Source organism: Legionella micdadei (assembly GCF_000953635.1).
In the GTDB taxonomy this organism is placed as follows: domain Bacteria; phylum Pseudomonadota; class Gammaproteobacteria; order Legionellales; family Legionellaceae; genus Tatlockia; species Tatlockia micdadei.
Map to the genome: position 1 here is coordinate 1,745,439 of NZ_LN614830.1, position 22,936 is coordinate 1,768,374.

Sequence of the window (22,936 nt, forward strand, 5' to 3'; positions counted from 1 at the left end):
TCTAAATAAAGCAAAAATATTATAAATCTTAATCAAATAAGATACAATAAGGGCTTAAAAGCAAAGGATTTGCTAAAGGAGCTACAGGGTAATGAAGGACGTAGCAAAGCGCTATCAAGATAATCTTGCGCGTATTAAGAAAAAAGTTAAAAACGCGCATGATTATTTCAAGCATAACTATGACAGTTTTAACGAATTTCGTAAGTTTGTTTTTGAATCATCATTAACGAATGATGAAATTACGTTGCTTATGACAATAAATAGACCGCAACTTGAATTCAATGTGCTTGAAGCTTACATTAGTCGATTGCTTGGCGAATTTTCAAAACAAGAACCTGATATTGAAGTCAATGCTTATGATGAAAACAAAGCTGATCCTGTTACTATTAAAGTTGTTGAACAACATCTAAAACATGTCTTCATGGACTCAGATAATGAGCATTTGAGATATGAAGTATATAAAGATTTGTTGTCCGGCGGTTTTAGTGTTGTAAAAGTTTATACTGATTATGAACACGCCATGTCCATGAATCAGGTTATTAAATTTACCCGTTGTGAACCCACTTTATCCGGTTTTGATAAAATTGCTCGCTTTAGCCATAAAGGGGATGGCAATTTTTGTTTTGAACTTTTCCCCAAAGACAAAGACGAATTTTTAGAAGAATATCCCGACACGCCAATTAACACTTTAAACTTTAGACGTGATTTTGCAGGGTTTAACTGGTCATATCTTAACGATAACAGTCAAATCATTGTTGTTGCCGATTATTACGAAAAGGTTCGTAAAGAGGAAACGATTGTGCAGGTCAGAGATGGCCGTGTCATGACGATGAAACAATACCGTAAAATTGTCGATGAATGGAATGATATTACGGTGCCACCCACCATTGTCGGCAAACCAAGAAAAACATTTTTAGATAGAATCGTACGGTATCGATTAATTGAAAATCAAGTCATTGAGTATGAGGAAACTGATTTCTCTCATCTGCCATTGGTCTTTATTGACGGCAATTCAATGATGATTAAAACACCTAAAAATGGCAACGTCAGGCAAGTTACTAGACCGTATGTATATCATGCAAAGGATGCGCAACGGCTTAAAAACTGGGCTGGTATTTCTCTTGCTAATGAAATTGAAAACACAGTTCAGCATAAATTTATGATAGCAAAAGAAGCTATTCCTAAAGAAGATATTTATCAAGAGGCATTGAAAGATGTTCAAAAAGCTAACGTGGTGGTTTACAACTCGGTATATGAAAACGATCCAAGCATGCCAATCAATAATCCAATCCGAGAAGTACAAAGGGTTCCGGCTCCGCCGGAGATTGCGCAAGCTTTTACGGGCACTGATTCTTTAATACAAAACGTACTAGGTTCATACGATGCAAGTTTAGGAATAAACAATAACCAATTGTCTGGGATCGCAATTGTTGAAGCGGCTAGTCAATCGAATGCAACAGCAATGCCGTATATCGTTGGATGCTTGCAAGGATTCCAAAGGCTTGCAGAAATTTATGTTGATTTAATGCCCAAATATTTCACAACCCCAAGGACAATCCCAATTCGCGATGATGACGGCAAGCGTCAATATGTAAAAATCAATCAAGAAGATGGGTTTCCAATTGACTTTGAAAGTCATTTGCTCAATGTTTCTGTAAAAGCGGGTGCATCCTTCCAAGTTCAAAAATCACGAACAATTATGATGATCAAAGAAATGATGGGTATGTCACCCTTATTTGCACAATTTATAGCCGAAAAAGGACTTAATTTTGTGCTCGATAACATGGAAGGCAGAGGCATTGAACAGCTTAAAGCTTTAACTGATGAATGGCTGCAGGAATATCAGCAGCAAAAACAAGCTGCAATGCAAGCAGAACAACAAAACCCCGCGGTAATGAAACAACAAATTGAGATGACGAAACTAGAACAACAACAAGCGCAAAATCAACAAAAATTTGCTGTTGATATGGCAAAATTACAACAAGATGAGCGCAAAGTTTTAGCAGATTTAAGATTGGGTCAACAGTCTGCTAATATACAGCTCGTAAAAGCCATGACGGAACGTTTTGCCAAACAAGTTGACTTGGAAATTAAACGCCATGACATGACACACAAGCATATTATGTCGGCGTTTGATAGGCATCATAAATTAGCTGATGAAGGAAAAGAAAGGCATGCACACTGATTTAATTGAAGAGAATATGAGCTTAAAAGAGTTTATTGAAAACATTGTCGGAATGTCTTTTGAAGATTATCAAAATAAAGTTAATTATTTAGACAAAATATTACAAGGAGAAATAAATGTCGAAAGTGACCTGGCAAGACTTACATAATGCCACCTTTAAAGAGCTAAAAAAGACTTACAAACTTAATGATAGACAGCTTGAAAATGCGGTGAGAAATCACATGGATGGTGCAAATCCTGAAGAACGCAGAAATCTTTATGAAACCGTATGGGCTAAGAAATCATGATTTTACAATTAAACCCACCTATTCCAATCCTGACTCCGAAAGGTGAAGGATTAGCCCATTTTTTAATTGATTACGGCCCAGAAGATAATCTTTACTGGGTTACTTTCATTAAAGAAACTGGCGAATGTTGGACTTATGGCAATCCTGAAATTAGGGCTTGCAAAAACATAACCTTAGGGCGACTCAATCATGCCACTTCTTAAAGGAAAGTCCAAAAAAATAATTAGTGAGAATATAAAAGAGATGATTGACGCAGGTCATCCAAGAAATCAGGCTATTGCTGCAAGCCTTAATCAAGCACGTAAATCAGGAGCTAAGATTCCTGTTCAATCACAAAAGGAGAAAGTCGTGAAAAAACATCATTCCCACATGAAGAAAGCAGAAAACCATATGAAACATGCTGAGCATCATCATGGTAAAGCCGAACATCACCATAAAAAAGCCAAAGAACATTTAGAGCATGCTAAAAAACATGCTGACATAAAAGAAGATAAAGCGTTAGTTAAAAAAATGGTTAAGAAGAGTTCTTTAAAATGACAGATTTAGAAAAACGTCTTGATGCGGTTTGTGAATCATTAGAATCTCAGCGGCAAGAATTCGAAGAAGCTTGTCACCTTGTAGTCGAAGCAATTAACAACATGAGTCAACGTGTAGAAAGGATAGAAAAATGGATGCTAAACAAAGAAAGAAGAAAACAACAATTAGCGTTAGTCCGTACGACCAACGAGAAGAAAAAGTAAAAAAGAAAGCGTTTAAGTCTGTTGCTAAATCAGTAAAACCAGTGGCCAAGGACACCAATAAAACTAGGCGTCCTATGAAAAAGCCAATATGCTAAGGAGAAGAAATGCTGAGTTTAATCACTAATGGCTTGATTGCAATTTTAGAAAGAGAGCTTGTTGCATATGAGCCTCTAATACAGCAATTTTTAATTCATGAACTCGACAAGGCTATACAACTTCTTGTGCAGTTTGTTGAAAATAAGAAACAAGGGCAATAAAATGGCTGATAAAAAATGGATACAAAAAGCCATCAAGCACCCAGGAAAACTTCATAGAGAACTTGGCGTTCCTGAAGGAAAAAAAATTCCTGCAAAAAAATTAGCTAAAGCTGAACACGGTAAAAACCCAACTATTCGGCGTCAGGCTAATCTAGCTAAAACACTTTCAAAGCTTCGTAAAAAATAAGGATATTCACCATGACACATAATAAGCATCATTCTAGTCATAAAAAACCCATGCATCATTCCTCTCATGAATATAAGCCTAAAGAGGGGTTTATTGATAATCGTATGGTTCATGATACTCATCAAGAAGGAATTTCAAGAGTCATTCAAAGACGGCATGAGCGAAATGACGTTGAAGGTCATCATGGCAAAATGGGAAAAGGCGATAAAGCAAACTGGAGTAGAAGAGGCGATTCATTAACCCCAAGAAAAGCTTAAAATAATTTAGCTTATGGACAAGCTAATCAATTAATAAGGATATAAAATGACTAGTGTAATTCAGTTTCCTACTCCCATTCCTATGACAAATGGGAATTACCCAAATCTTAAATTTGCAGTGTTTGGCGATAATTTAAGTACTGTTACAACAGCGGGGTATTTGAATCAAAGCAATATTAATTCAGCAACGCCATTATCTGATGCCGATATTATTATGGCACTTTATAGTTATAATCAGCAAACCCAGTCTGGAAGTTTTGGGATTTTCACAGTAAGCATTGCTGCTTCAAATGGGCAAATTACACTGTCATCCTGGGCAAACCCTGGGGAAGTTACTCTCCCGACTACTGCCAATTATTTAGCTCATTTCACCAATACAACGGGTACTATTTCTTCAGCAGCGGCCAACGTTACTAATCCAGGTAATATTTCTGCAGGTCTTTCAGGTACGGCAGGTACATTGTCTTCTTTTCCATCTGCTGCTAATAAAGGGTCGTTAGTTTTAGCGGCTGTTGCTAATACAGGTAATACAACGACCACTATAAGTAATGCTTCGATGGGGCAAGCATCGGTGATTAGTATTCCAGATCCCGCCGCTGCAACAGCTAATTTCTTATTAGACCACGGCACAAATACCCTTGCAGCAGGTGCAAGCATTGTTGCTAATAAAGTAAATGGCACCGAAGCGGCTAATGCTGTAACCGCCGATGGAATGGCTGGAGCTATAACCACTTCATCACTAACCACCGCAGGTGGGGCAAGTTATGCCATAACCTGGACAAATACTTTCATCACCGCATCTTCATCAGTGCAAATTACATTAGCAGGTGGTACAAATACTGTTAAAAATATCACTGTTGAATGCGTGCCTGGCGCTGGAACTGCAACATTGACAATTTATAACAATACAGCAGCAACCGCATTAGACGGCACTATAATTATGTCTTATCTCGTTATGTAGCCTTATAGGTCTGAGCTTTTACCTCTTTTGTTCAGACCTACATTTTTTTAAGTTCTCTTTAAACCAATTGTTCACGGTTTCTTCTGTGTAATAGATTTTACCATTCAGTTTATAATAAGGCGGACTATTACCTTGATAACGCGCATTTTTAAACCAAGAACGTGAAAGCCCAAATTTAGCCGCAGTTTGTTTATCGCTTAAATACTCTATCCCATCAATTTTAAGCATAGCTATCCTTTTTGTTCTTTATAACTTTATTGCAATGATATTAATAACTTATCTTTCCATCAATGTATTAAAACGAACATTTTAATCTTAAAAAGAACAATCTATTCTTATCAAGCACATAACAACTTGTTCACTATTTAGACTTTATTTAAAGTTCACTTCATGGATGCTTCATCTTGCAAAGGACTGCAACCCATCCATCGAGACTCGTGCGATATGCGAGGTAAGTTTTTAGCGTGATGGCGTAATAATCCGAGACCTGTTCGTAAGGCAGAGGTATTACCGTGGCGGGGAAATAGCTAGAAGGGAATGTATGGATAATAGTGTTATGGATAACGCGTCTGATATGAATCAGCCGCCAGTTGAACCTGTTGTTCAGCAACAAGCTGAACGATTGTTTAAGCAATCAGAATTAAATGAAATTGTTGGACGTGCTAAACATGAAGCTGTTGAAAGTTTTAAAAGGCAACAACAACAAGTTCAGCAACCACAACAAGCCGCTAATTCGCAGCGTTATTTATCAGAGGAAGATATTAAACGCGTTGCAGCGGAAGAGCTCAGCAGGCAAAAAAGCGAATGGGAAAAAGAAAGCCTAGAGCGTGCCTATGCTGAAGCAGCTCAACGTATCGTGGATACGTATAAACAAAAAATTGCGACTGGCAAAGATAAATATCAAGATTTTGACACAGTAACGAATAGTGTAGATATGCGTTATTATCCGAATGTTGTTCAACTATTAGCTGAATACGTGGATAACGCATCAGATGTGCTTTATGACTTAGCTAAAAACAGGTCTAAGCTCTATCAACTTGAGTCTGCTTGTCAACATAATCCACAAGATGCTATTTACGAGATGAAACGTCTTTCGGAGTCTATTAAATCCAATGAGACAGCCTCGCAAATAAAACATGCCAATACACCATTATCACAACAAAGACCTTCTAACACCGGAATGGATTCAGGATTGCCTTTGTCAGTGAGAGATTATAAACGCAAATATCCAGGCTAATCACCTGAATCCTAACTTGATATTTAGTTAGGAGATACCAATGGCTGTTTTCCCCAATAACATTTTACAACAGGTACAAACCTATCAACGCTCAGGTTTGGCTTTATTGCAAAACTTATGCTGTCATGTAGCTACAGCAAATACCAAATTTATAGATTTTGACAAAATTCAGGCTAACTTAGGTTCCTCAATTACTTTTGATAAGCCTCCACGTTTTAGTACAGTCGCTGGTCTAGTTGCTTCATTCCAGCCAGCGGTTCAGCAGGTACAAACTTTGGTATGTGACCAAGCCAACAACACCAGCTTTAGTGTAACAAGCCAACAACGCATCTTTAATTTAGAAAAAGGTGAAGAAGATTACATGCGTGTGTTTGGTAAATCAGCTATTGCTGAATTAGCGACCAAAGTTGAAGGCAATGTCGCACTTAACTGGGCATCTGCTGTTAGAAGTCAATTAGACAATACTCTTAACACGTTTTCCGGACCATATCGTTATTATGGTAACGGAACAACGGCGTTAACTTCCTACCAACAACTTGCACAAGCCATTATGTTTTTCAAAAACTACGGCTCTGTTGCAGAAGGCATTAAAGTTTATCTCCCTGATACGGTAGTGCCTTCAATTGTTGGTAATGGTCTTAACCAATTTGTTCCACATCGTAACGATGAAATCGCGATGTCCTGGGAAGTCGGTGACTTTGGAACTCCGCTTGTTAGTTATTACCAGTCAAACTTAATGCCTATTCATGTTTCAGGTAATACTGGGGTGAATCAGCAAGTTTTAACTGTTGTTTCTACTAACGACCCAACAGGCCAAAACGTGACGCAAATTACTGTAAGTGGTGCTACTGCAAGTGATGCAAATGCGGTATTTGCTGGTGATTTATTTAGTTTCCAAGATGGGGTTGTCGGTTTTGATAACATGCGTTATTTAACTTATATTGGTCACTTTCCAAGTGCTAACCCTGTTCAATTTAGAGCGACTGCTAACGCTGCTGCTAACGCTGCTGGTGTTGTAACTATCAATATTACTCCGGCGCTGAACTGGGCAGGTGGTCAGAATCAAAACCTAAATAATCCGATTCAAGCGGGCATGCAAATTTTAGGATTGCCATCGCATCGTTGTGGCGGGATTTTAGGTGGTGACGCATTTTATCTTGCAATGCCGCAGTTGCCAGAGCAAAGCCCTTACGATACTGCAAATGAATATGATGAGGATACTGGTGTTTCATTGCGACTCACTTATGGTTCTTTGTTCGGTCAAAACGAGACGGGAATGATTTATGATGAAACACATGGCTCCGTGATCGTTCCTGAATATTCGATGCGGTTTATCGTACCGTTATCGCAAGGTTAATCGGCTAATTCCCTCGAATGAGGGAATTACTACTAACTTATTAAGGAATTTAAAAATGGCAACTTTTTCGCAACCACAAATACAAAACGATCCAATCTATCAATTACCTCATTTGTATATCTCAGGGCTTAATATCTCTTATGCATCTACGACAGTAATTGCAATTGCGCCTGGACAAGCAAGAGATGGTAATGATGTGATTGATATGCCCGTTTCTTGGCCTGATTCTAACAATGTTATTAATCCTGCAATTTTATTTCAAAATTACCAACAACCGATTTTGATTAATTCAGAGGTTAATGGAGCGAATGGATTAGATACTGGAAGTATTGCAGCAAGTACCCAATATGCTATTTATTTAATTGGTGACTCAAGTGGTTATAACCAAGTAGCGGGGCTTTTGTCATTGACTTCAAATGCAAGTCCTATTATGCCTCAGGGCTATGATTCATTTAGGTTGTTAGGTTTTGCAAAAACTGATGGTTCTAAACATTTCGTTTATGCAACAAGCAAACCACAGAATATGGTTAACGCATTAACTTATATTAATAGCCCTGCAATCACTGTATTAACTGGTGGTACAGCAACATCTTTTACAGCAATTGACTTAACAACAAGTTCAGCAGTTCCTACAACAACATTGCCTAACGTTATTTGTTGGCTTTTTGTAACTTTTACCCCCGCTGCTGCTGGCGACACAGTGCAGTTTAGACCAACTGGCTCAAGTGCTACGGGTAATTTGGTAACTATTACTGGCGCTGCCGCAGGAGTTGCACAAACTCAATATGTTCAAGTTATTGCAGGAGTTGGGGCTTCAAAACCTGAAATTGATTATGCAGTTACATCTGGTTCTGATGCTGTAACTGTAGCTGTGGCTTCATGGACAGGGGTTTCTAATACTGCATACCCTGCTTTAGTGTAATTTGTCTCTTTAAAGGGAGCGATAATATGGCTTATACAGCGCAACAACTTATTAGTCGCTCCTGGTTTTTATCTGGAATTGTAGCAAGAAACTTACAAGTTCCTACGGGCGATCAAATCTATGACGGTCTTCAAATGCTCAATGATTTGCTTAATTTTAAGCAGATTGAGACTGATTTAATTCCATATTGGCAATACATTACTTTTAATGCGACACCGACACAAGAGTTTTATTTTTTGCCTAATGTGGCTGACATAGAAACTTCTACTTTTAATATCGGTGTTGTCCGTTATCCAATGGTAACAACAAGTCGAACTAATTATTTTGGTTCGTCTCGCGTTGATAATATCTATACCTTACCTTTCTCATGGAACTTTGACAGGGGTGTTGGCGGTGGAACCTTTGGGATGTACTTTATTCCTGACCAGGCTTACCCAATAAAGATGAAAGTTAAGATTTTCTTAGTTGATGTTGATTTAAACACCGATTTACAAAATGTAACTGAGACATTCACTAACCCCTATAACATACCGAACTATACAACTTATACATTTATTAATAACGGCATACAAGGCTATGACGCTGCCTATCTTGAATACTTAAGATATGCACTTGCTCAATATATGTGCAGCGAATATGGTGTTTTATTTAACCCTGAATCAGAAAAGATTTTAGCAAGTTACAAGCGAAAGTTAATGTATATAAGTCCGCCTGATATGTCAATGAAGAAGCTTACGATTCTAAATGCTAATAGAGAGCCAGGATATAATTGGGGAGATGTAAATATTGGTATGGGCTGGCGTCCGTGACTTATTATAGCAATACAATATTTAGAAGAACATAAACATCAAGAATAAACAATTAACCAAGGACGGTTAATATGAAAGAAAACATAAATAAAAATTTTGTTTCTTATGATACTAGGCTAACACATGCTGAATTAAGCATTTTGTCTATTCAAGATGATTTAAAAGAATTGAAGCGCAATGTTCGTTACATAATGGGGCTTGTGTTTACGCTTAATATTACTTTGTTAGGGCTTTTAATAAAAGGGATTTATTAAGTGATTGTTAGGGGTCAAAATTTTAGACAATTTCCTTTGAATATTGTGGGTTCAAGTACGTTTGGACGTTATCCAAAAATCAGTATTGAAAAAACCTACAACATGTTTGTTTCTGATAGTTTTATGGTGCCTTATGCAGGTTATAAAAGAGCCATTTCATCTGCTGAATTTTTAAATGGTAAGGAAGGGCGCGCGGTTTTTACTAGTACTAAATTTAATAGGTTAGTAATTGTGATTGGCGCTCATGTATTTTTAGTGAACATTGTTTATTCACAAAAAAAAGAAAAAGTGATTTATGATCAGGTTATTCGTATTGGCACGTTACAGACTCAAACAGGCGTGGTTTACATTGCCGAAAACAATAAGCCACAAATCGGATTTTCTGATGGAACGGCGTTTTATATTTACGATCCTACTCTAACCCCATCATTTCAATCGATACCCCTTGATTTTGTGCCAGGTTACCTAACCTTTCATGATACGTACTTTATATTGGCTGCTTCTGATGATACTTACAATGGTGCTCCTGTTAATAATACTTGGCGTTTATCATCTAGCAACGATGGGACATCATGGCCATCTACTTCCTCAAGTGTGGGTCTATTGCAAACAAAACCGGATAATACGCAAGCCGTGGTACGCTTCCCATCAAAAGGAAACATGATTTTTGTAATGGGTTCAATCGTAACTGAGGCATGGTTTGATACTGGCGCCCAGCTTTTTCCTTATCAACGCAACAATCAATTTAATATTGATTATGGTTGCTTACAGCCTGCAACGGTAGCTTACATGGATGAGTTTGTTGTATGGCTTGCAAAAAATGAAAAGTCAGGGCCGATCATCATGTATTCTGATGGGGGGATGCCTCGAAAGATTACAACGGATGGCATTGATTATTTGTTTTCAACCTTACAAAACCCTGAGGATTCTCAGGCTTTTTTATATCGTCAAGACGGTCATTTGTTTTATCACATCAATTTTTATTCAGATAATTTATCATTATTTTATGACTTTATGACAGATAAGTTTTATCATGCTTGCGATCAAAACTTAAATTATTTTATCGCTGCAGAAGTGGCATTTTTTAACAATCAGTATTATTTTGTAACAAAAAACAATGGAAATCTGTTTGCTTTTGATACCTCTATTACTACTTATGATGATGTTGATTCCTTAGGTAATTTAACAACACACGAAATTCCCCGTATTAGGACATGCAAAAACATAAGAACCCCTGAACAAGACTATCAAATTATTAATGATATTGGCTTTACTATTGAAAGTGGCGAGACTGATTATCAGCAACAATCATTAGGTAACATTTTATTAATAACCCAAGATAAAAAAATATTAGGGACACAAGGTGATTTCCAAGGATTGGCTACGCAAGATGCGCAATTATTAAAAACACAAGATAATAAATACATTGTGACCCAACAAACCAATTTGGCAACCTCAGTGCCATTTATAGCCCAACAAGAAGCCAATACGGGTACATCAAATCTTTCGTTACCGCATGTTGATTTGTCTATTTCCACAGATGGTGGCGCCACATTCGGTAATGAATGGGCTTACTATTTGCCGCCCATTGGAGTGAGAAAAAATCGTTTAATGTGGTGGCAAGCAGGCATTGCGAATGATTTTGTCCCGCAATTTAAATTTTGGGGAATGGGGCGTTTTGTAGCCACGGATGGAATAGTTAATACGAGGACATAATGGCAGCAGAACCCTTACAATTACAAGCAATATTTCCAGACCTGCCAAGAGAAGTTCCCGTTATCAATAAAGACGGGGATTTCAGCCCATTGTGGAGTCTTGGTTTATCTTCATTGTTTCAAGCGCTTCAAGAAAATTTTTCAAATGAAGGTATTTTATTTCCGCGATTAAGTGCAACGAATATAGCCAATATCCAGACTATTTATACTCCCTTGATTGGTTCTCCATTACCACAAAATATACCTGATATAAGTGGCAAGACAGTTTTTGATACAACCAATCGTGTCTCGAAGCAATTTGTTATAACATATGACAATGCGAATCCGCCGAATATAGTGGCAGCACAGTGGAATATTTTAAGTTATTTGGTTTTGGGTTCTGGTAATCCGAATGGAGCTCAAGCAGGACAAGTATCTTGGTTTTATTATGATTTAACAGGTCATGCATTATACATTTGCACGACATCTGGCAGCACAGGAGGTGCTGTCTGGACAGCGATTTAAGGACAAATCATCATGGCTTATACCAATCCGGCAACTAACGCAATGCCTTATTTAACGCAAATACCATCTGCAACAGTGCCTTTTATGGCGCCTTATTATTCAGAAGGTATTAATGCAATTCCGACTCTTAGAGGAGAATACGGTGCATTGTTGCAAAATCCTGGTGGTAAAGTTAATGAGATTGGGGCGTCTTTTCATGAGTCCCCTGGATTTAAATTTGCTTTACAGCAAGCTTTGCAAGGCGCAGGTCATAAAGCGGCTGCCGAAGGAATGTATGGCAGTCCTGAGCATGAACAACGAGCTATGGAACTTGCAATTAATTTAGCTAATCAAGACTATTACAATTGGATAGATAGAGCGCTGCCTTTATATAATCAAGGGCTTGGCGGTGAACAGGGGTTTTACACTGGAGGTTTGCAATCAGGGACTAACATAGCCGATATGATTGCCCAAACACTAGCCCAACAAGGTCAATTATCTTATGCAGGACAACAAAATCTAAATCAATTAAACGCTGCAAGACAGAATGCAAAATGGAATGCTATAGGACAAGGATTAGGGACATTGTCTGCATTTATTCCTTTTAAAACCATTAGTGACAAAATCGGCGGATTATTAGGAGGTGAATAATGGCTTTTACATTTTATGGTTATCAACCAGAAAGGCCAATGGAGCAGCCTCTTAATAATGTAATAAAAAACATTTTAGGTGGTTACACAGAAGCTTCTAAAGCACGATATTTACAGCCTACACTTGAAGAAGAGTTGCAAAAAGCCAAGCTATTTAATAAGTGGTATGAGCCTAATATTAAATCCGAGATTGGGTTGCGAGGAGCTCATGCGGGTTTATTAGGAGAGCAAAAACGTGGGGCTCAAATTGAGAATCAATTTTTGCCTGAATTTAAGAAAGCCCAAATTGAGCAGCTAAAAGCAACTGCTGATAAAGCGCGTTTATTGCAAATGATTCGAGAGCAATTATTAGGTGGTGGTTCTGGGAATATTTTAAATAGTCCATCTCAACCAATAAAGATGTATCAAGGCCAAGGAATGCCCGCATTTTCTGAAGCACCTCAGTCAAATGAAGTTAACAGGCCATCAATTAATTCAAATGCCCCAGGCTATGCTCAAGCGGCAATTGCTCAGCAAGCATTAGGTTTAGGAATGCCAAAAATTGTTGATGTTAATGGTAAACAAATGGCAATTTCTCCATTTGGAATATTTGATACAGGCATACAAGGATTAACGGCGGAAGAAAAAGCATTTCAATCGGGATTAGGTAAAGCAAGGTCTGAATTTTATCAAAACTCAGTAAATGCCTTTAACACATTAGGAAATCAAGATTTGGCTTTAAATGAATTAAAAAATTCTGTTGAAAATAATCCAGAGTTTAGAAATGTTACAGGTAAAATTCAAAAACCATTATCTGAATGGTTTGGTACGCCTGCTCAAAAACAACTGTTAGGAGTATTGCAAACAGCATCAGGAGAAATTACATTGCAGATAGCGTCTTCTCTTAAAGGGGCGTGGACAGGTCGCGATCAAAATCTCGTTAACTCAATTAAACCAAACCCCCAAGACTTTCCAGATGTTCTTATAGGAAAATTAAGAGCACAGCTCTTGATCAATAGCGCTTTAAAAGAAAGGGCTAAATTACAAGCTCAGTTAGTTGAACAAGGCATGTCAACTTTAAAAGCCTCCGAACTTGCGGCAAAAGCGACTCCATTAGATAAATTTGAGCCAGTTATTAAGGGTTTGATTAAACATAAACCTCCAATCACTTTTGATGAAGCTAAGCAAGAATATCGAAGGCGACTTACTGCGAGAAAATTAAATGGCTAAAAAAGATTTTTCACAATATAGCGATGAAGAGCTATTGCAAATAATAGGCCAAAAACAGCCAAGTTTGATCGAGAAAGCTGGAAATGTTGCTGAAAAATTCAATAATTTTATTGAAGGAACACGACTTCCTGCTTTTGCCGGCGGTTTATTGCAAGGTGTTGGAGACATTGGAGCATCATTGGGTAATGTAGTTGCCAACCCTTTAGGCTATGAAATTCCACACCCTAATTTAGGCCAATATATAGATAATTCATTGCTATCAAGATTGGCTTTTGGTGCTGGAGAAATTAGCAGCCAAATTCCTTTATATTCTTCTGGTGCTGGTTTAATAGGTAAAACCACAGGAATAGGAACAAAAGCCGGATTAAGTGGTAAGTCGCTTCAAGGTGCTATTAGTGGCGCATTATTGGGTGAATCGGACGAAGGTGATCGCCTTTTAGGAGCCGCAACAGGCGCAGCATTACCAATAGCAGGTCAAGCAATAGAAAAAATTTCTCAATTGCGTTCTAAAAATATTGCTTCAAATGTTATTAATTCAATGAAAAATACTGAAAAAAAATATTCCAATCAATTTAATCATATCATTCAAGAAGCTGAAAATAGGGGATATGCAGGCAATTATAATCCTATCAAATTTGATAAAGAATTATTGCAAAAAGGCGGCAATAGCAAATTAGTATATGCTTTAAAACAATACAATAAAAAACCTTCTCTTGAAGCAGCTCATGAGGTTCAAAGTGATTTGGGTAAATTTGTGTACTCAATAGGAAGGCCAGCAGACTCCATAGAAAGGAAGGCTAAAGAAGAAGCAAAAGAGATAAGTGAAGCATTAAGAAAGCATATCATTACGCAATTAAATAGAAGTGGTAATCCTGATTTAGCTTTGAATTATATTAATGCTCGACATGGATATAAATCTGAATTTGTGCCCTATTTAAAAAGTAAATCAGTTCAAAAATTATTAAAAGATGAGCTGACCCCACGTGACTTTGCTAAAGCAATCGCTCAAGAAAAAAAATTCAAAGCTAAAATTGGCAGATATTCTCATCCAGAAATACAGCAGCGTGAATTAATTAGAAAATTAGCTACATCTAAAGCTGGTCAATATGCAATAGGTTCAGCGACCGGAACAATTTTAGGTGGCGCTGGTCTTTATGGTTTATCTAAATTATTTAAATAAAGGATTATCATGTCAGCAAATATAAACACGGCTTTGCTAATAGCAGCACCCATGCTACAAGATTATTTGGTTGATAAAGACGGTACACCGATGGCAGCAGGAACTATCACTTGTTATCATGATAATAACCGTACTACCTTAAAAAATTGGTATTACCAATCAGGAAAGCCTGGAAATTACACTTATGTGCCACTTCCAAACCCTTTAACTTTAAGCGGTGCAGGCACAATTTGTGATATCAACGGGGTTGATACTATTCCTTTTTTTTATCCTTATGACGAAACTGATGAAACAAAAAAAGATCCTTACTATATAACCATCGTTAATCATGCTCAAACTAACCAAATCACTAGAGCTAATTTTCCATTTTTAGGTAACATTAGAAATAATGCTACAAGTGCTGGTGTTAATAATTTAATCGTAAACAATGGATTCTGGCGAAATATTCAGCCTAATTATCCTAATTTTTCTTTCACTAGTGTGAATTTAAATACAGTTACCAATCTTGTTGTATCACCAAGCCAACATGATGGGTTTAGCATGCCTGATGTTCAATTTTTTAAAAGCAATAAAACTGCAAATGATAATCTAACATTTATGCCTTTTTTGGCTTCAACTACAACAGTTATTAGTAATTATGTAACACCGGAATATTATATTAATCATCAATGCACTTCGGCAGGTACAGGAGAAAATTACAAATACTATCAATTTCCAATTGCATTGCATTTGCAAAATTTGGCCAATCAACCTTTTACTTTTTCTATACAAGCTCAAAATGCTGGAGGTACTGCAGCAGGTCAAAATGTTATTGATATAAGGTTATTAACTTTTACAGGTACTGGAACATCATCACCTGCTACGGTTAGTATAGGTACAATAACTTTGAATCCCGAATGGAGTTCATATACTATTACTGATGTTTTTCCAGACATTGTGGGTTTAACACTTGGAAATGGTCAAGACGATGCATTTTATATTCAAATTCAAATGCCTCTGAATTTAGTATGTGATATCAATTTCACGAAGCCTTCTATATATTTAACTTCTACAACTATTCCAGCAAATGAATTCCAAACATATGATTATGTTAATTCAATTATAAGCAGCCCAAGAACTGGCGATATAAGAATCAGTTTTAACCCTTTTTACAATTCAACAAATAAATGGTGTTTGGGGTGGTTGCCAATGAACAATGGAACGATTGGTAATGCGTCATCAAATGCAACAACAAGACAAAATCCTGATGTATGGCAGCTTTATAATATGCTTTGGTCTTTTGCTCAACCTTATGATACGGGATCTAATTTTAATGCTATAGCTCAGATTTATTCGAGTGCAGGAGCCGCAACAAATTACGGATCAACAGCAATAGCTGATTTTAACGCCAATAAGCAATTAGCTTTAACTCAAGCTATGGGCAATGTATTAATGGGTACAGTACCCATTTCAGCAATTATTGGCGGCTCGTACACCCAAGGGATTACCTTTACTAATTCCGGTGGCAAAATGGTTGTCAACGCAACAAATGGTACATTTTTTTTCGTTGGTCAACCAATTACTTTTGTAGCTTTAACTGGTTCTTTACCGACAGGTATTGTTGCTAATGCAGTTTATTATGTAACTAATTTAAATATACCTGCGCTAACATTTAATATTGCGACAACCTATGCGAATGCCTTAGCAGGCACTCCAGTTGTTGCTTATTCAGCACCATCAGGAACTTTTGAAGTCAGAACAAATACTACTGGCGTTTCGATTGGCGAGCATGCTCATACTCAATTATTAAATGAATTAGTAGATCATACGCACGATCCGTTATCACCTGGAACTGGTTATATCAATAGTATTGCGGCAGGTGGCACAGCAAACTTATCGGCACCTCCTGGAGTGATTTCTACTTTGACTACGGGATCAGTCACTAGAACAGGCTCACAAACTCCTTTTAATATCACACAATCCGGCACTTTTTATAACATGTTTATAAAACTTTGATATAATAGAACATAATTTTAAACATAAGGATGTGTTTATGTCGGTAGATCTAATTTTTGGCCGAGATTTGCAAGGGTATAATGCTTACGCCCCTCAATTTCCTACGGATATTTTCACAGCAACTTTAGCAGCTAATACAGCTGAATCAGTAACAGTACCTTCTAATTTTCCTATTTGGATTATGTACGTTCGTGTCCAGCCAAACGGATGGGTGTGGTGTTCACGAACTGATACTGCAGCAGTTCCCGCAGGTGGAACATTAACATCTTCTAAATCTGAACTAATTGCTGGAACTATTGAATATAAACGTACTGTATATGCAGGGGATACGATTAGCTTTCTTACTCCTAATACAACTTGTGATATTGAAGTCGCATTTTTTAGTAGCAGTATCGCTTAATTGATTTAACGCTGTCTGTAAAAAAGGATTTTTTAAATGGCCGCAACAACTGAAGAAATGTTCACGGAACTACCCACCGTATCAAACGCTACAATGTCGGATATTATTTGCGCAGTTCAAGGGTATGTAAGTCCATCTAATCTTGGTTTATCTGTTCAAGAATCATTGCAGCAAGTTTATAACTTATTTCAATCGAATATTATTCTATTTAATTCGGGAAATCCAAACGGTTCTTTGGCTGGCACTACGTATCAATTTTGTTGGGATACATTAAACGATCTATTGTGGATTTGCACGACATCTGGAACTTCATCTACCGCAGTATGGACACGCGCAAACGTCAATAGCGGATATACAACAACAGCAACCGCTAACGGAACAACAACATTAACCATTGAAAGTAACTACTGGCAATTTTTTACTGGCACATTAAACCAAACGGTTGTTATGCCGGTTACAAGTACATTAGCACAGGGAATAACTTGGTCTATAGTTAACGAATCAACTGGAACAGTAACTATACAATCATCAGGTTTAAATACAATTACGACATTAGCGTCAGGCCAACGTGCATTAATAACTTGTATTTTAAATTCTGGAACAAGTGCATCGTCTTGGTATGCTGCTCTTTCTGCATCAGGAGGCGGCGTAGCATCGATTACAGGCACAGCAAACCAAGTTATTGCTTCATCATCCACAGGGGCAGTAACTTTAAGTACTCCGCAGGATATTGCTACGACAAGCTCGCCAACTTTTAATGCATTAACATTAACCAATCCATTAACTCAAGCAAATGGCGGCACTGAAAATAGCACGCCTTTGACCAATGGTGAGTTATGGGTAGGTAATACAGGCAACCCTCCATCTAGAACAACTTTAACGGCTGGCTCTAATATTTCAATTTCAAACGGGGCTGGTTCTATAACTATTTCAGCGACAGGGCTGGCTGGTTTTAGCTGGACAACAGTTACTGGAACTTCACAGGCCATGCTTTCAAACAACGGGTATATTGCAAATAATGCAGGTCTTGTTACTTTAACTTTACCAGCCACAAGCGCTGTAGGTGATGAAATAGACATTATTGGTAAAGGCGCAGGTGGCTGGAAGGTTCAGTGTGGCGTAGGTCAGACTATCGTAGTAGGCAGTTCAACAACAACATCTGGCGGCTCTGTAGCTTCAACCAATGCCAAAGATTCATTTTATATGATTTGCACTACAGCAAATACAGAATGGACTGTAGCATCAGCTCCTCAATCTTCAGGACTTACAATAGCATAAGGATTTTAATATTATGGCAACTAATAACGCAGTTAATACTAGTTTGTCAGGTCAAACAGGAACTGGTTCTTTTGTAGGTTCAACAAGCGCAAATTTAGTTACACCATTACTCGGAACACCAACCAGCGGCAATTTAACTAATTGCACCCATACTGGAGGCCTAAGAAGCGTCCAAATTTTTACTACAGGAACAGCAGCAACTTATACTAAACCTGCCAATGTAACATCAATAGTTGTTGAATGTGTGGGCGGCGGTGGCGGTGGTGGTGGAATAACTGCAGGTTCTACAACGATAGCTGTAGCTAGTGGTGGCGGCGGTGGCGGTTATTGTCGCAAATATTATTCCTCAGCGGCTGCTAGTTATACTTATACAGTCGGTACGGGAGGTGCTGGCGGTGTTGGAGCTAATAATGGCACAAACGGGGGAAATACAACATTTGATGTTATGACAGCCAATGGCGGTGTTGGCGGAAATTTAGCAGGCGGTATATCTACAAGTTCTACTGGTATTACATTTGGACGACAGGGCGGCAGTGCTTCCGGTGGTGATATTAATATAACAGGTGGGGCAGGTGGTAATGGTTTTAATATTACAGGCGTAACGGCAGCCGGGGCTGGCGGTAGTTCGATGTATGGACGGGGGTCTACAAGTCAAGGAAATACAACAGCAAATGGTACGGCTGGACAAAGTTACGGGTCAGGTGGTGGTGGTGCGTTAGGTGGACTAGCAACAAGTACCAGTCAAAATGGCGGTAATGGTGCAGATGGTTTAATTATAGTTTGGGAATATTCTTAAGGAAATTATATGGCAATTATTTCTGTTAATGCATCAGGTGAATATTGGAACATTGGCAATATTAGACCTTGTTGGATTTATATTAAAACGGATGATTCTTTAGCAACTGTGATGACTCAAGGCTATTTAGATAATGAAACAACTTTAAATTATACAGATGAATTAATGGCATTAGTTAAAGTCACGGAAGGATTAGTAATCCTTGCAGTTTCCACAGCGAATAATCATATTAGTTTAATAGCGCCGGTTGTTGCATGACAGTAAATAATTTTGATTATGCATTTCATTATGTCTTAAAAAATGAAGGCGGTTATAGTGATGATTTAGACGATCCAGGCGGTGCAACAAATTATGGCATTACACAAAAAGAATTAGAATCTTGCCATAAATCATTAAGGGTGCCAAAAGATGTCAAAAATTTGACTATTGAAGATGCCTATAAATATTATAAATACAAATGGGATAGCAATCATTATGATGATATAAATAGCCAAAAAATAGCTATTAAGTTGTTTGATTTATGCGTGAATCTTGGAACTTACGAATCAACCATTATTTTACAACGAGCAATTAATGCTTGCGCTTATGGTTTTAATTTAAAAGAAGATGGGATTTTAGGCCAAAAAACGATTTATGCAGTAAACTCATTACATATTGATAATAAAGACGAACTTTTGCTTAATAATATAAGAAAACAAGCAGTACATGTTTATGAATTGATTATTAAAAATAAACCTCAATTAAAAAAATTTGAAAAAGGGTGGTTAAAAAGAGCGAATGAGTAAAGTTCTTAAATCAGGTGATATTTCAGAAGAACATATTCATAAAACAGTCATCCAATGGATCAACCTACATCCTTCAATTAAAAATTTAATTATGCATTTTCCGAACGAAGGAAAGCGCACATGGTATTTCGGAAAACTTTTAAAAGACTTAGGATTAAAACGGGGTGTTTTTGATTTATTTATTGCAATGCCTCGCCATGGATTCCATGGAGCTTGGATTGAACTTAAAAGCAAAAATGGAAAATTAAGCTGTCATCAACGTTCATTTATGAATGACATGAGGCAGCAAAATTATTATGCTGCCGTTTGTTATTCTATTGATGAAGCCATTGAACAAATAAAGTGGTATTGTTTTGAATAATTAACCATATCCAAAACCATGACTATCAATATCATTATGGACATTGACCGAGTCTTAGCCATAGCCCGAGCCATCACCCGAGCCAAAGCCATCGCCAGAGCCAAAGCCCGAGCCAAAGCCATCGTCCCAGCCAAAGCCCGAGCCAAAGCCATCGTCCCAGCCAAAGCCCGAGCCAAAGCCATCGTCCCAGCCAAAGCTCAAGCCAAAGCCATCGTCCCAGCCAAAACCCAAGCCAAAGCCATCTTCCGAGCCAAAGCCATCGCCAGAGCCATAGCCCCAGCCAAAGCCATCTTCCGAGCCAAAGCCCGAGCCATCACCCGAGCCATCGCTCGAGATCGAGCCCGAGCCATAGAAATTAATTAAATTATTATTTTTTTTCATCATAAATTTACTTTCCAAATGGGCACTTCATCAATTGATTTTTTTGCCTGTACAGTTGTATTTATTATTTCTATAGCTTCTAGCAATTCGATACGATCTACAGCGCAAGGAAACTTGCAATTTTGAGGTCTTTTAACACCCTCCATGGCCAATTGACTTAATGATGCTGCTCCGTCCCAATACCACAATCTTCTTGCATTTTTCAAAACAACTTCTTGTCCATCTCTTGATTCAATTTGACCAAAAAATACTCCAGCACTATAAGTTCTTACAATTACCCATTCATGATTGTATGATTTCATTTTTATTTCCTAAGTAATAAAATAATAAATTTATTTAAAATGGTATATCATCATTTAAATCATTAGCCGATTCGACCTTTGATTTTTTAATATAATCTTTGACTGAATTTCGACTTGGGTAGCGTTCGCCATTGTCTTTCAATTTCCCTTCTTGAATTGCTAATTCAACATAGCCCTGACGATTGATACAATCAGTTACATTTATTTCTCCGTGATCATATTTATCAATAAGTCCTGTTGTTTCGCAAAAATGTCTTAACTTATATCCCATCGCCTCAAGTAAATAATCATAGATAAAATGCAGTCTTCCGTCTTTATCCCAAATGTTAAGCGTTAATTTAATCATTTCATTGCCACTTTTTGACATTTCGTTAGTAGCTGTTGAAACCTGGAATTGATAAATTCCAGGCTCTAATAACGTCATTAATTGCAATTCCTCTTCTGTTTTTGGCGTAAATCTCATGCAGCTTCTCCTTTAATAAGCTCTTGTAAATAATCAATCACTTTTTCCATGGCATCAAACGGCATTTCGTCAAATGTTTCAGCATTAGCTTTATCAAGCCATTTCTGATATTTCTCTTCAGGCACTTTAAGTAAATCAATTAAGCGCTTAACTTCGATAATTTGTTCTTTATCTGCTAATTTTTGCGCTATAGCATCACGTTCTAGCACTTCTTTGCCATAACGCTTAGCAATTTCATTATAAGAAAATGGAAATTGTTCTCCATCTGGAAAAGCTTCTATACGTGATTTTTTAATTATTCCGATCCTATCTTTACCGCGTTTTTGAATTTCAAAAACTAAGTCAAAGAGATAATCTAATTTTTTGTAGCAATCAAAAGTTTGTCCTAAAACCGCCATATTTTGCCCATACTCATTTTTAGCATGACTTGTTATGATTACGTTCATATCAAGACGAAGAAGCAAATTGAGCAAATGTTTTATTTGTTTATTGGCATCTGAATAATGTCTACCAAACTCTGTGCCATTTTTTAATGCTGATTTATCGAGCAAATCATTATATAAAGTAGTTAGCGGGTCAATGATTAATGTTTTGTATTCGTGTTTTTCTGTAAGAAGTGCTTTGACTTCGGTCATGAGTTCTGAAAAATCATTAGTTTGAAACACCACGCCGCCTGATTTTTGAAGCAACCTTGTGTATTGATCGTTTTCAGCACCTTTCTCTGTGTCAATAAGATAAGGTTTTGGAAATTGGATTGCTGCGGTTGTTTTACCAACGCCGGCAGATCCGTAAAATAACGCTTTTAAACGTTTTTGTATTGCTTCGGGTTTTTTTGCTCGTAAAGCCATGATAGTACTCCTAAGTTTCAAATAATGTGATCATTTAAGATCTGCTAAATAAATTCCCGATGCGCACAGCGCTATACGCATGAGGTATTTATCTTTTAAACAATTTGAAAATCCGATATTTTTTAAAATTTAGCCTTTCCTTGGCTGTAACAAAGTCATATTTCATTATCTACTCCAAATTAGATCGCCATTTTCCAGATCATAACGAGCGTATAAACCTTGCTCATTCATCATGTTGTTGAGATAAAATTGACAAGCTTCATCAAGAACTTTTTGTAAGGATTCTTTGTAATAAGTAAGAATATTTTTCCGTGTTACTTCTGCGAAACGTTCACGATTTTCTTGTGAATCGTCTTGAAGCATTGCGAGCAAAGCGCATGTAAAATCGTTATTTATTGAGAAATCATCGCCATTGATGCACTCATTAACTTCTCTATTTGTATGTTCAATATAAAGTCTTGCTAATTCATTTAGGCTTGATTCGGGAAGATCAGATAAGCTCAATTCATATTGGTCATATCTGTATTTTGCGTAGTGAGCAACAAGCTCTTCTGCATAATTAAAAATATTTATTTTATGATTCATGAACGTCAATCCTTTGACACTTATGCACATGTTATCGTATTTATATTTGTTA

Annotated in this window: 33 protein-coding genes; 27 read left to right on the forward strand and 6 right to left on the reverse strand. The window is 37.3% G+C overall.

Annotation, left to right across the window (positions count from 1 at the left end):
* Nucleotides 1-91 precede the first annotated feature (91 nt).
* The 10 genes from LMI_RS07710 (at nt 92) to LMI_RS07740 (ending at nt 4,874) form a co-directional block, all read left to right on the forward strand.
* Complete coding sequence (locus LMI_RS07710; protein ID WP_045099278.1) at nt 92-2,185, forward strand: portal protein; 2,094 nt, start codon at nt 92-94, stop codon at nt 2,183-2,185.
* Nucleotides 2,175-2,333, forward strand: a complete 159-nt coding sequence (locus LMI_RS15320) for a hypothetical protein (protein ID WP_153280299.1) — start codon at nt 2,175-2,177, stop codon at nt 2,331-2,333. The genes LMI_RS07710 and LMI_RS15320 overlap by 11 nt, the downstream gene beginning before the upstream one ends.
* Entirely contained in the window at nt 2,302-2,472 is a 171-nt protein-coding gene (locus tag LMI_RS15325; protein ID WP_153280300.1) for a hypothetical protein, read from the forward strand. Before LMI_RS15320 ends, LMI_RS15325 begins: the two co-directional genes overlap by 32 nt.
* On the forward strand, nt 2,469-2,675 hold the full coding sequence (locus LMI_RS07715) for a hypothetical protein (protein WP_045099279.1): 207 nt from the start codon (nt 2,469-2,471) through the stop codon (nt 2,673-2,675). The genes LMI_RS15325 and LMI_RS07715 overlap by 4 nt, the downstream gene beginning before the upstream one ends.
* Complete coding sequence (locus tag LMI_RS07720) at nt 2,662-3,009, forward strand: hypothetical protein (protein ID WP_045099280.1); 348 nt, start codon at nt 2,662-2,664, stop codon at nt 3,007-3,009. Before LMI_RS07715 ends, LMI_RS07720 begins: the two co-directional genes overlap by 14 nt.
* Nucleotides 3,006-3,212, forward strand: a complete 207-nt coding sequence (locus LMI_RS07725) for a hypothetical protein (RefSeq protein ID WP_045099281.1) — start codon at nt 3,006-3,008, stop codon at nt 3,210-3,212. The genes LMI_RS07720 and LMI_RS07725 overlap by 4 nt, the downstream gene beginning before the upstream one ends.
* 104 nt (nt 3,213-3,316) lie before the next feature.
* Nucleotides 3,317-3,469: a hypothetical protein gene (locus tag LMI_RS15330; protein ID WP_153280301.1), complete on the forward strand. Its 153-nt coding sequence runs from the start codon at nt 3,317-3,319 to the stop codon at nt 3,467-3,469.
* A 1-nt stretch (nt 3,470) separates the two neighbouring features.
* Nucleotides 3,471-3,656 (forward strand): hypothetical protein, encoded by a 186-nt coding sequence (locus LMI_RS07730; protein WP_045099282.1) that lies wholly within the window; start codon nt 3,471-3,473, stop codon nt 3,654-3,656.
* A gap of 11 nt (nt 3,657-3,667) precedes the next feature.
* Complete coding sequence (locus LMI_RS07735) at nt 3,668-3,913, forward strand: hypothetical protein (RefSeq protein WP_045099283.1); 246 nt, start codon at nt 3,668-3,670, stop codon at nt 3,911-3,913.
* Nucleotides 3,914-3,959: 46 nt separating this feature from the next.
* A complete protein-coding gene (locus LMI_RS07740; RefSeq protein WP_045099284.1) occupies nt 3,960-4,874 on the forward strand; it encodes a hypothetical protein in 915 nt (304 codons plus the stop codon).
* A gap of 18 nt (nt 4,875-4,892) precedes the next feature.
* Here the strand turns inward: LMI_RS07740 and LMI_RS07745 are convergent, their stop codons facing one another.
* Entirely contained in the window at nt 4,893-5,102 is a 210-nt protein-coding gene (locus tag LMI_RS07745) for a helix-turn-helix transcriptional regulator (RefSeq protein WP_045099285.1), read from the reverse strand.
* Nucleotides 5,103-5,415: 313 nt separating this feature from the next.
* On the opposite strand from LMI_RS07745, the gene LMI_RS07750 reads away from it, so the two are divergent.
* The 17 genes from LMI_RS07750 to LMI_RS07830 all read left to right on the forward strand — a co-directional run bounded on the left by LMI_RS07750 (nt 5,416) and on the right by LMI_RS07830 (nt 20,305).
* Entirely contained in the window at nt 5,416-6,111 is a 696-nt protein-coding gene (locus tag LMI_RS07750; RefSeq protein ID WP_045099286.1) for a hypothetical protein, read from the forward strand.
* A gap of 40 nt (nt 6,112-6,151) precedes the next feature.
* Nucleotides 6,152-7,468, forward strand: a complete 1,317-nt coding sequence (locus LMI_RS07755; protein ID WP_045099287.1) for a major capsid protein — start codon at nt 6,152-6,154, stop codon at nt 7,466-7,468.
* Nucleotides 7,469-7,523: 55 nt separating this feature from the next.
* Entirely contained in the window at nt 7,524-8,390 is an 867-nt protein-coding gene (locus LMI_RS07760) for a hypothetical protein (protein ID WP_045099288.1), read from the forward strand.
* 26 nt (nt 8,391-8,416) lie between these two features.
* Nucleotides 8,417-9,199, forward strand: a complete 783-nt coding sequence (locus LMI_RS07765; RefSeq protein WP_045099289.1) for a hypothetical protein — start codon at nt 8,417-8,419, stop codon at nt 9,197-9,199.
* A gap of 71 nt (nt 9,200-9,270) precedes the next feature.
* On the forward strand, nt 9,271-9,453 hold the full coding sequence (locus LMI_RS07770; RefSeq protein WP_045099290.1) for a hypothetical protein: 183 nt from the start codon (nt 9,271-9,273) through the stop codon (nt 9,451-9,453).
* The gene (locus LMI_RS07775) at nt 9,454-11,169 is read left to right on the forward strand and encodes a packaged DNA stabilization protein (protein WP_045099291.1); all 1,716 of its coding nucleotides are present in this window, start codon (nt 9,454-9,456) and stop codon (nt 11,167-11,169) included.
* The gene (locus LMI_RS07780; RefSeq protein WP_045099292.1) at nt 11,169-11,672 is read left to right on the forward strand and encodes a hypothetical protein; all 504 of its coding nucleotides are present in this window, start codon (nt 11,169-11,171) and stop codon (nt 11,670-11,672) included. Before LMI_RS07775 ends, LMI_RS07780 begins: the two co-directional genes overlap by 1 nt.
* 12 nt (nt 11,673-11,684) lie before the next feature.
* Nucleotides 11,685-12,302, forward strand: coding sequence for a hypothetical protein (locus LMI_RS07785; protein WP_045099293.1), 618 nt, complete (start codon nt 11,685-11,687; stop codon nt 12,300-12,302).
* A complete protein-coding gene (locus tag LMI_RS07790; protein ID WP_045099294.1) occupies nt 12,302-13,510 on the forward strand; it encodes a hypothetical protein in 1,209 nt (402 codons plus the stop codon). Before LMI_RS07785 ends, LMI_RS07790 begins: the two co-directional genes overlap by 1 nt.
* The gene (locus tag LMI_RS07795) at nt 13,503-14,690 is read left to right on the forward strand and encodes a hypothetical protein (protein ID WP_045099295.1); all 1,188 of its coding nucleotides are present in this window, start codon (nt 13,503-13,505) and stop codon (nt 14,688-14,690) included. The genes LMI_RS07790 and LMI_RS07795 overlap by 8 nt, the downstream gene beginning before the upstream one ends.
* Nucleotides 14,691-14,699: 9 nt before the next feature.
* Nucleotides 14,700-16,685, forward strand: a complete 1,986-nt coding sequence (locus tag LMI_RS07800) for a hypothetical protein (RefSeq protein ID WP_045099296.1) — start codon at nt 14,700-14,702, stop codon at nt 16,683-16,685.
* 37 nt (nt 16,686-16,722) lie between these two features.
* Nucleotides 16,723-17,085: a hypothetical protein gene (locus LMI_RS07805; RefSeq protein WP_045099297.1), complete on the forward strand. Its 363-nt coding sequence runs from the start codon at nt 16,723-16,725 to the stop codon at nt 17,083-17,085.
* 36 nt (nt 17,086-17,121) lie between these two features.
* Entirely contained in the window at nt 17,122-18,363 is a 1,242-nt protein-coding gene (locus LMI_RS07810; protein WP_045099298.1) for a hypothetical protein, read from the forward strand.
* 13 nt (nt 18,364-18,376) lie between these two features.
* On the forward strand, nt 18,377-19,159 hold the full coding sequence (locus tag LMI_RS14895) for a glycine-rich domain-containing protein (protein WP_052679491.1): 783 nt from the start codon (nt 18,377-18,379) through the stop codon (nt 19,157-19,159).
* Between the two features lie 9 nt (nt 19,160-19,168).
* Nucleotides 19,169-19,417, forward strand: a complete 249-nt coding sequence (locus LMI_RS07820) for a hypothetical protein (protein WP_045099299.1) — start codon at nt 19,169-19,171, stop codon at nt 19,415-19,417.
* On the forward strand, nt 19,414-19,944 hold the full coding sequence (locus tag LMI_RS14900; protein WP_052679492.1) for a glycoside hydrolase family 108 protein: 531 nt from the start codon (nt 19,414-19,416) through the stop codon (nt 19,942-19,944). The genes LMI_RS07820 and LMI_RS14900 overlap by 4 nt, the downstream gene beginning before the upstream one ends.
* On the forward strand, nt 19,937-20,305 hold the full coding sequence (locus LMI_RS07830; protein ID WP_052679493.1) for a VRR-NUC domain-containing protein: 369 nt from the start codon (nt 19,937-19,939) through the stop codon (nt 20,303-20,305). Before LMI_RS14900 ends, LMI_RS07830 begins: the two co-directional genes overlap by 8 nt.
* 54 nt (nt 20,306-20,359) lie before the next feature.
* On the opposite strand, the gene LMI_RS15335 is transcribed toward LMI_RS07830, so the two are convergent.
* The 5 genes from LMI_RS15335 to LMI_RS07855 form a co-directional block, all read right to left on the reverse strand.
* Nucleotides 20,360-20,689: a hypothetical protein gene (locus LMI_RS15335; RefSeq protein ID WP_045099300.1), complete on the reverse strand. Its 330-nt coding sequence runs from the start codon at nt 20,687-20,689 to the stop codon at nt 20,360-20,362.
* Nucleotides 20,686-20,988 carry a DUF6948 domain-containing protein gene (locus tag LMI_RS07840; protein ID WP_045099301.1) on the reverse strand — a complete coding sequence of 101 codons (303 nt, stop codon included), beginning with the start codon at nt 20,986-20,988 and terminating at the stop codon, nt 20,686-20,688. Before LMI_RS07840 ends, LMI_RS15335 begins: the two co-directional genes overlap by 4 nt.
* Nucleotides 20,989-21,022: 34 nt before the next feature.
* Nucleotides 21,023-21,451: a DUF669 domain-containing protein gene (locus LMI_RS07845; RefSeq protein ID WP_045099302.1), complete on the reverse strand. Its 429-nt coding sequence runs from the start codon at nt 21,449-21,451 to the stop codon at nt 21,023-21,025.
* Nucleotides 21,448-22,299 carry an AAA family ATPase gene (locus LMI_RS07850; RefSeq protein ID WP_045099303.1) on the reverse strand — a complete coding sequence of 284 codons (852 nt, stop codon included), beginning with the start codon at nt 22,297-22,299 and terminating at the stop codon, nt 21,448-21,450. Before LMI_RS07850 ends, LMI_RS07845 begins: the two co-directional genes overlap by 4 nt.
* 165 nt (nt 22,300-22,464) lie before the next feature.
* Entirely contained in the window at nt 22,465-22,884 is a 420-nt protein-coding gene (locus LMI_RS07855; RefSeq protein WP_045099304.1) for a hypothetical protein, read from the reverse strand.
* Between the last annotated feature and the right edge of the window lie 52 nt (nt 22,885-22,936).

What these genes read in the sequence shown, in the direction of transcription:
- LMI_RS07800 (WP_045099296.1), top strand. Translation starts at nt 14,700, where the DNA reads ATGTCAGCAAATATAAACACGGCTTTGCTAATAGCAGCACCCATGCTA.
- LMI_RS07830 (WP_052679493.1), top strand. Translation starts at nt 19,937, where the DNA reads ATGAGTAAAGTTCTTAAATCAGGTGATATTTCAGAAGAACATATTCAT.
- LMI_RS07745 (WP_045099285.1), bottom strand. Translation starts at nt 5,102, where the DNA reads ATGCTTAAAATTGATGGGATAGAGTATTTAAGCGATAAACAAACTGCG.
- LMI_RS07710 (WP_045099278.1), top strand. Translation starts at nt 92, where the DNA reads ATGAAGGACGTAGCAAAGCGCTATCAAGATAATCTTGCGCGTATTAAG.
- LMI_RS07790 (WP_045099294.1), top strand. Translation starts at nt 12,302, where the DNA reads ATGGCTTTTACATTTTATGGTTATCAACCAGAAAGGCCAATGGAGCAG.
- LMI_RS07740 (WP_045099284.1), top strand. Translation starts at nt 3,960, where the DNA reads ATGACTAGTGTAATTCAGTTTCCTACTCCCATTCCTATGACAAATGGG.
- LMI_RS07715 (WP_045099279.1), top strand. Translation starts at nt 2,469, where the DNA reads ATGATTTTACAATTAAACCCACCTATTCCAATCCTGACTCCGAAAGGT.
- LMI_RS07845 (WP_045099302.1), bottom strand. Translation starts at nt 21,451, where the DNA reads ATGAGATTTACGCCAAAAACAGAAGAGGAATTGCAATTAATGACGTTA.
- LMI_RS07810 (WP_045099298.1), top strand. Translation starts at nt 17,122, where the DNA reads ATGGCCGCAACAACTGAAGAAATGTTCACGGAACTACCCACCGTATCA.
- LMI_RS15320 (WP_153280299.1), top strand. Translation starts at nt 2,175, where the DNA reads ATGCACACTGATTTAATTGAAGAGAATATGAGCTTAAAAGAGTTTATT.
- LMI_RS07720 (WP_045099280.1), top strand. Translation starts at nt 2,662, where the DNA reads ATGCCACTTCTTAAAGGAAAGTCCAAAAAAATAATTAGTGAGAATATA.
- LMI_RS07850 (WP_045099303.1), bottom strand. Translation starts at nt 22,299, where the DNA reads ATGGCTTTACGAGCAAAAAAACCCGAAGCAATACAAAAACGTTTAAAA.
- LMI_RS07785 (WP_045099293.1), top strand. Translation starts at nt 11,685, where the DNA reads ATGGCTTATACCAATCCGGCAACTAACGCAATGCCTTATTTAACGCAA.
- LMI_RS07840 (WP_045099301.1), bottom strand. Translation starts at nt 20,988, where the DNA reads ATGAAATCATACAATCATGAATGGGTAATTGTAAGAACTTATAGTGCT.
- LMI_RS07855 (WP_045099304.1), bottom strand. Translation starts at nt 22,884, where the DNA reads ATGAATCATAAAATAAATATTTTTAATTATGCAGAAGAGCTTGTTGCT.
- LMI_RS07765 (WP_045099289.1), top strand. Translation starts at nt 8,417, where the DNA reads ATGGCTTATACAGCGCAACAACTTATTAGTCGCTCCTGGTTTTTATCT.
- LMI_RS07820 (WP_045099299.1), top strand. Translation starts at nt 19,169, where the DNA reads ATGGCAATTATTTCTGTTAATGCATCAGGTGAATATTGGAACATTGGC.
- LMI_RS07735 (WP_045099283.1), top strand. Translation starts at nt 3,668, where the DNA reads ATGACACATAATAAGCATCATTCTAGTCATAAAAAACCCATGCATCAT.
- LMI_RS07805 (WP_045099297.1), top strand. Translation starts at nt 16,723, where the DNA reads ATGTCGGTAGATCTAATTTTTGGCCGAGATTTGCAAGGGTATAATGCT.
- LMI_RS07760 (WP_045099288.1), top strand. Translation starts at nt 7,524, where the DNA reads ATGGCAACTTTTTCGCAACCACAAATACAAAACGATCCAATCTATCAA.
- LMI_RS15330 (WP_153280301.1), top strand. Translation starts at nt 3,317, where the DNA reads ATGCTGAGTTTAATCACTAATGGCTTGATTGCAATTTTAGAAAGAGAG.
- LMI_RS14895 (WP_052679491.1), top strand. Translation starts at nt 18,377, where the DNA reads ATGGCAACTAATAACGCAGTTAATACTAGTTTGTCAGGTCAAACAGGA.
- LMI_RS07770 (WP_045099290.1), top strand. Translation starts at nt 9,271, where the DNA reads ATGAAAGAAAACATAAATAAAAATTTTGTTTCTTATGATACTAGGCTA.
- LMI_RS07725 (WP_045099281.1), top strand. Translation starts at nt 3,006, where the DNA reads ATGACAGATTTAGAAAAACGTCTTGATGCGGTTTGTGAATCATTAGAA.
- LMI_RS07795 (WP_045099295.1), top strand. Translation starts at nt 13,503, where the DNA reads ATGGCTAAAAAAGATTTTTCACAATATAGCGATGAAGAGCTATTGCAA.
- LMI_RS15335 (WP_045099300.1), bottom strand. Translation starts at nt 20,689, where the DNA reads ATGATGAAAAAAAATAATAATTTAATTAATTTCTATGGCTCGGGCTCG.
- LMI_RS07780 (WP_045099292.1), top strand. Translation starts at nt 11,169, where the DNA reads ATGGCAGCAGAACCCTTACAATTACAAGCAATATTTCCAGACCTGCCA.
- LMI_RS07755 (WP_045099287.1), top strand. Translation starts at nt 6,152, where the DNA reads ATGGCTGTTTTCCCCAATAACATTTTACAACAGGTACAAACCTATCAA.
- LMI_RS07730 (WP_045099282.1), top strand. Translation starts at nt 3,471, where the DNA reads ATGGCTGATAAAAAATGGATACAAAAAGCCATCAAGCACCCAGGAAAA.
- LMI_RS15325 (WP_153280300.1), top strand. Translation starts at nt 2,302, where the DNA reads ATGTCGAAAGTGACCTGGCAAGACTTACATAATGCCACCTTTAAAGAG.
- LMI_RS14900 (WP_052679492.1), top strand. Translation starts at nt 19,414, where the DNA reads ATGACAGTAAATAATTTTGATTATGCATTTCATTATGTCTTAAAAAAT.
- LMI_RS07750 (WP_045099286.1), top strand. Translation starts at nt 5,416, where the DNA reads ATGGATAATAGTGTTATGGATAACGCGTCTGATATGAATCAGCCGCCA.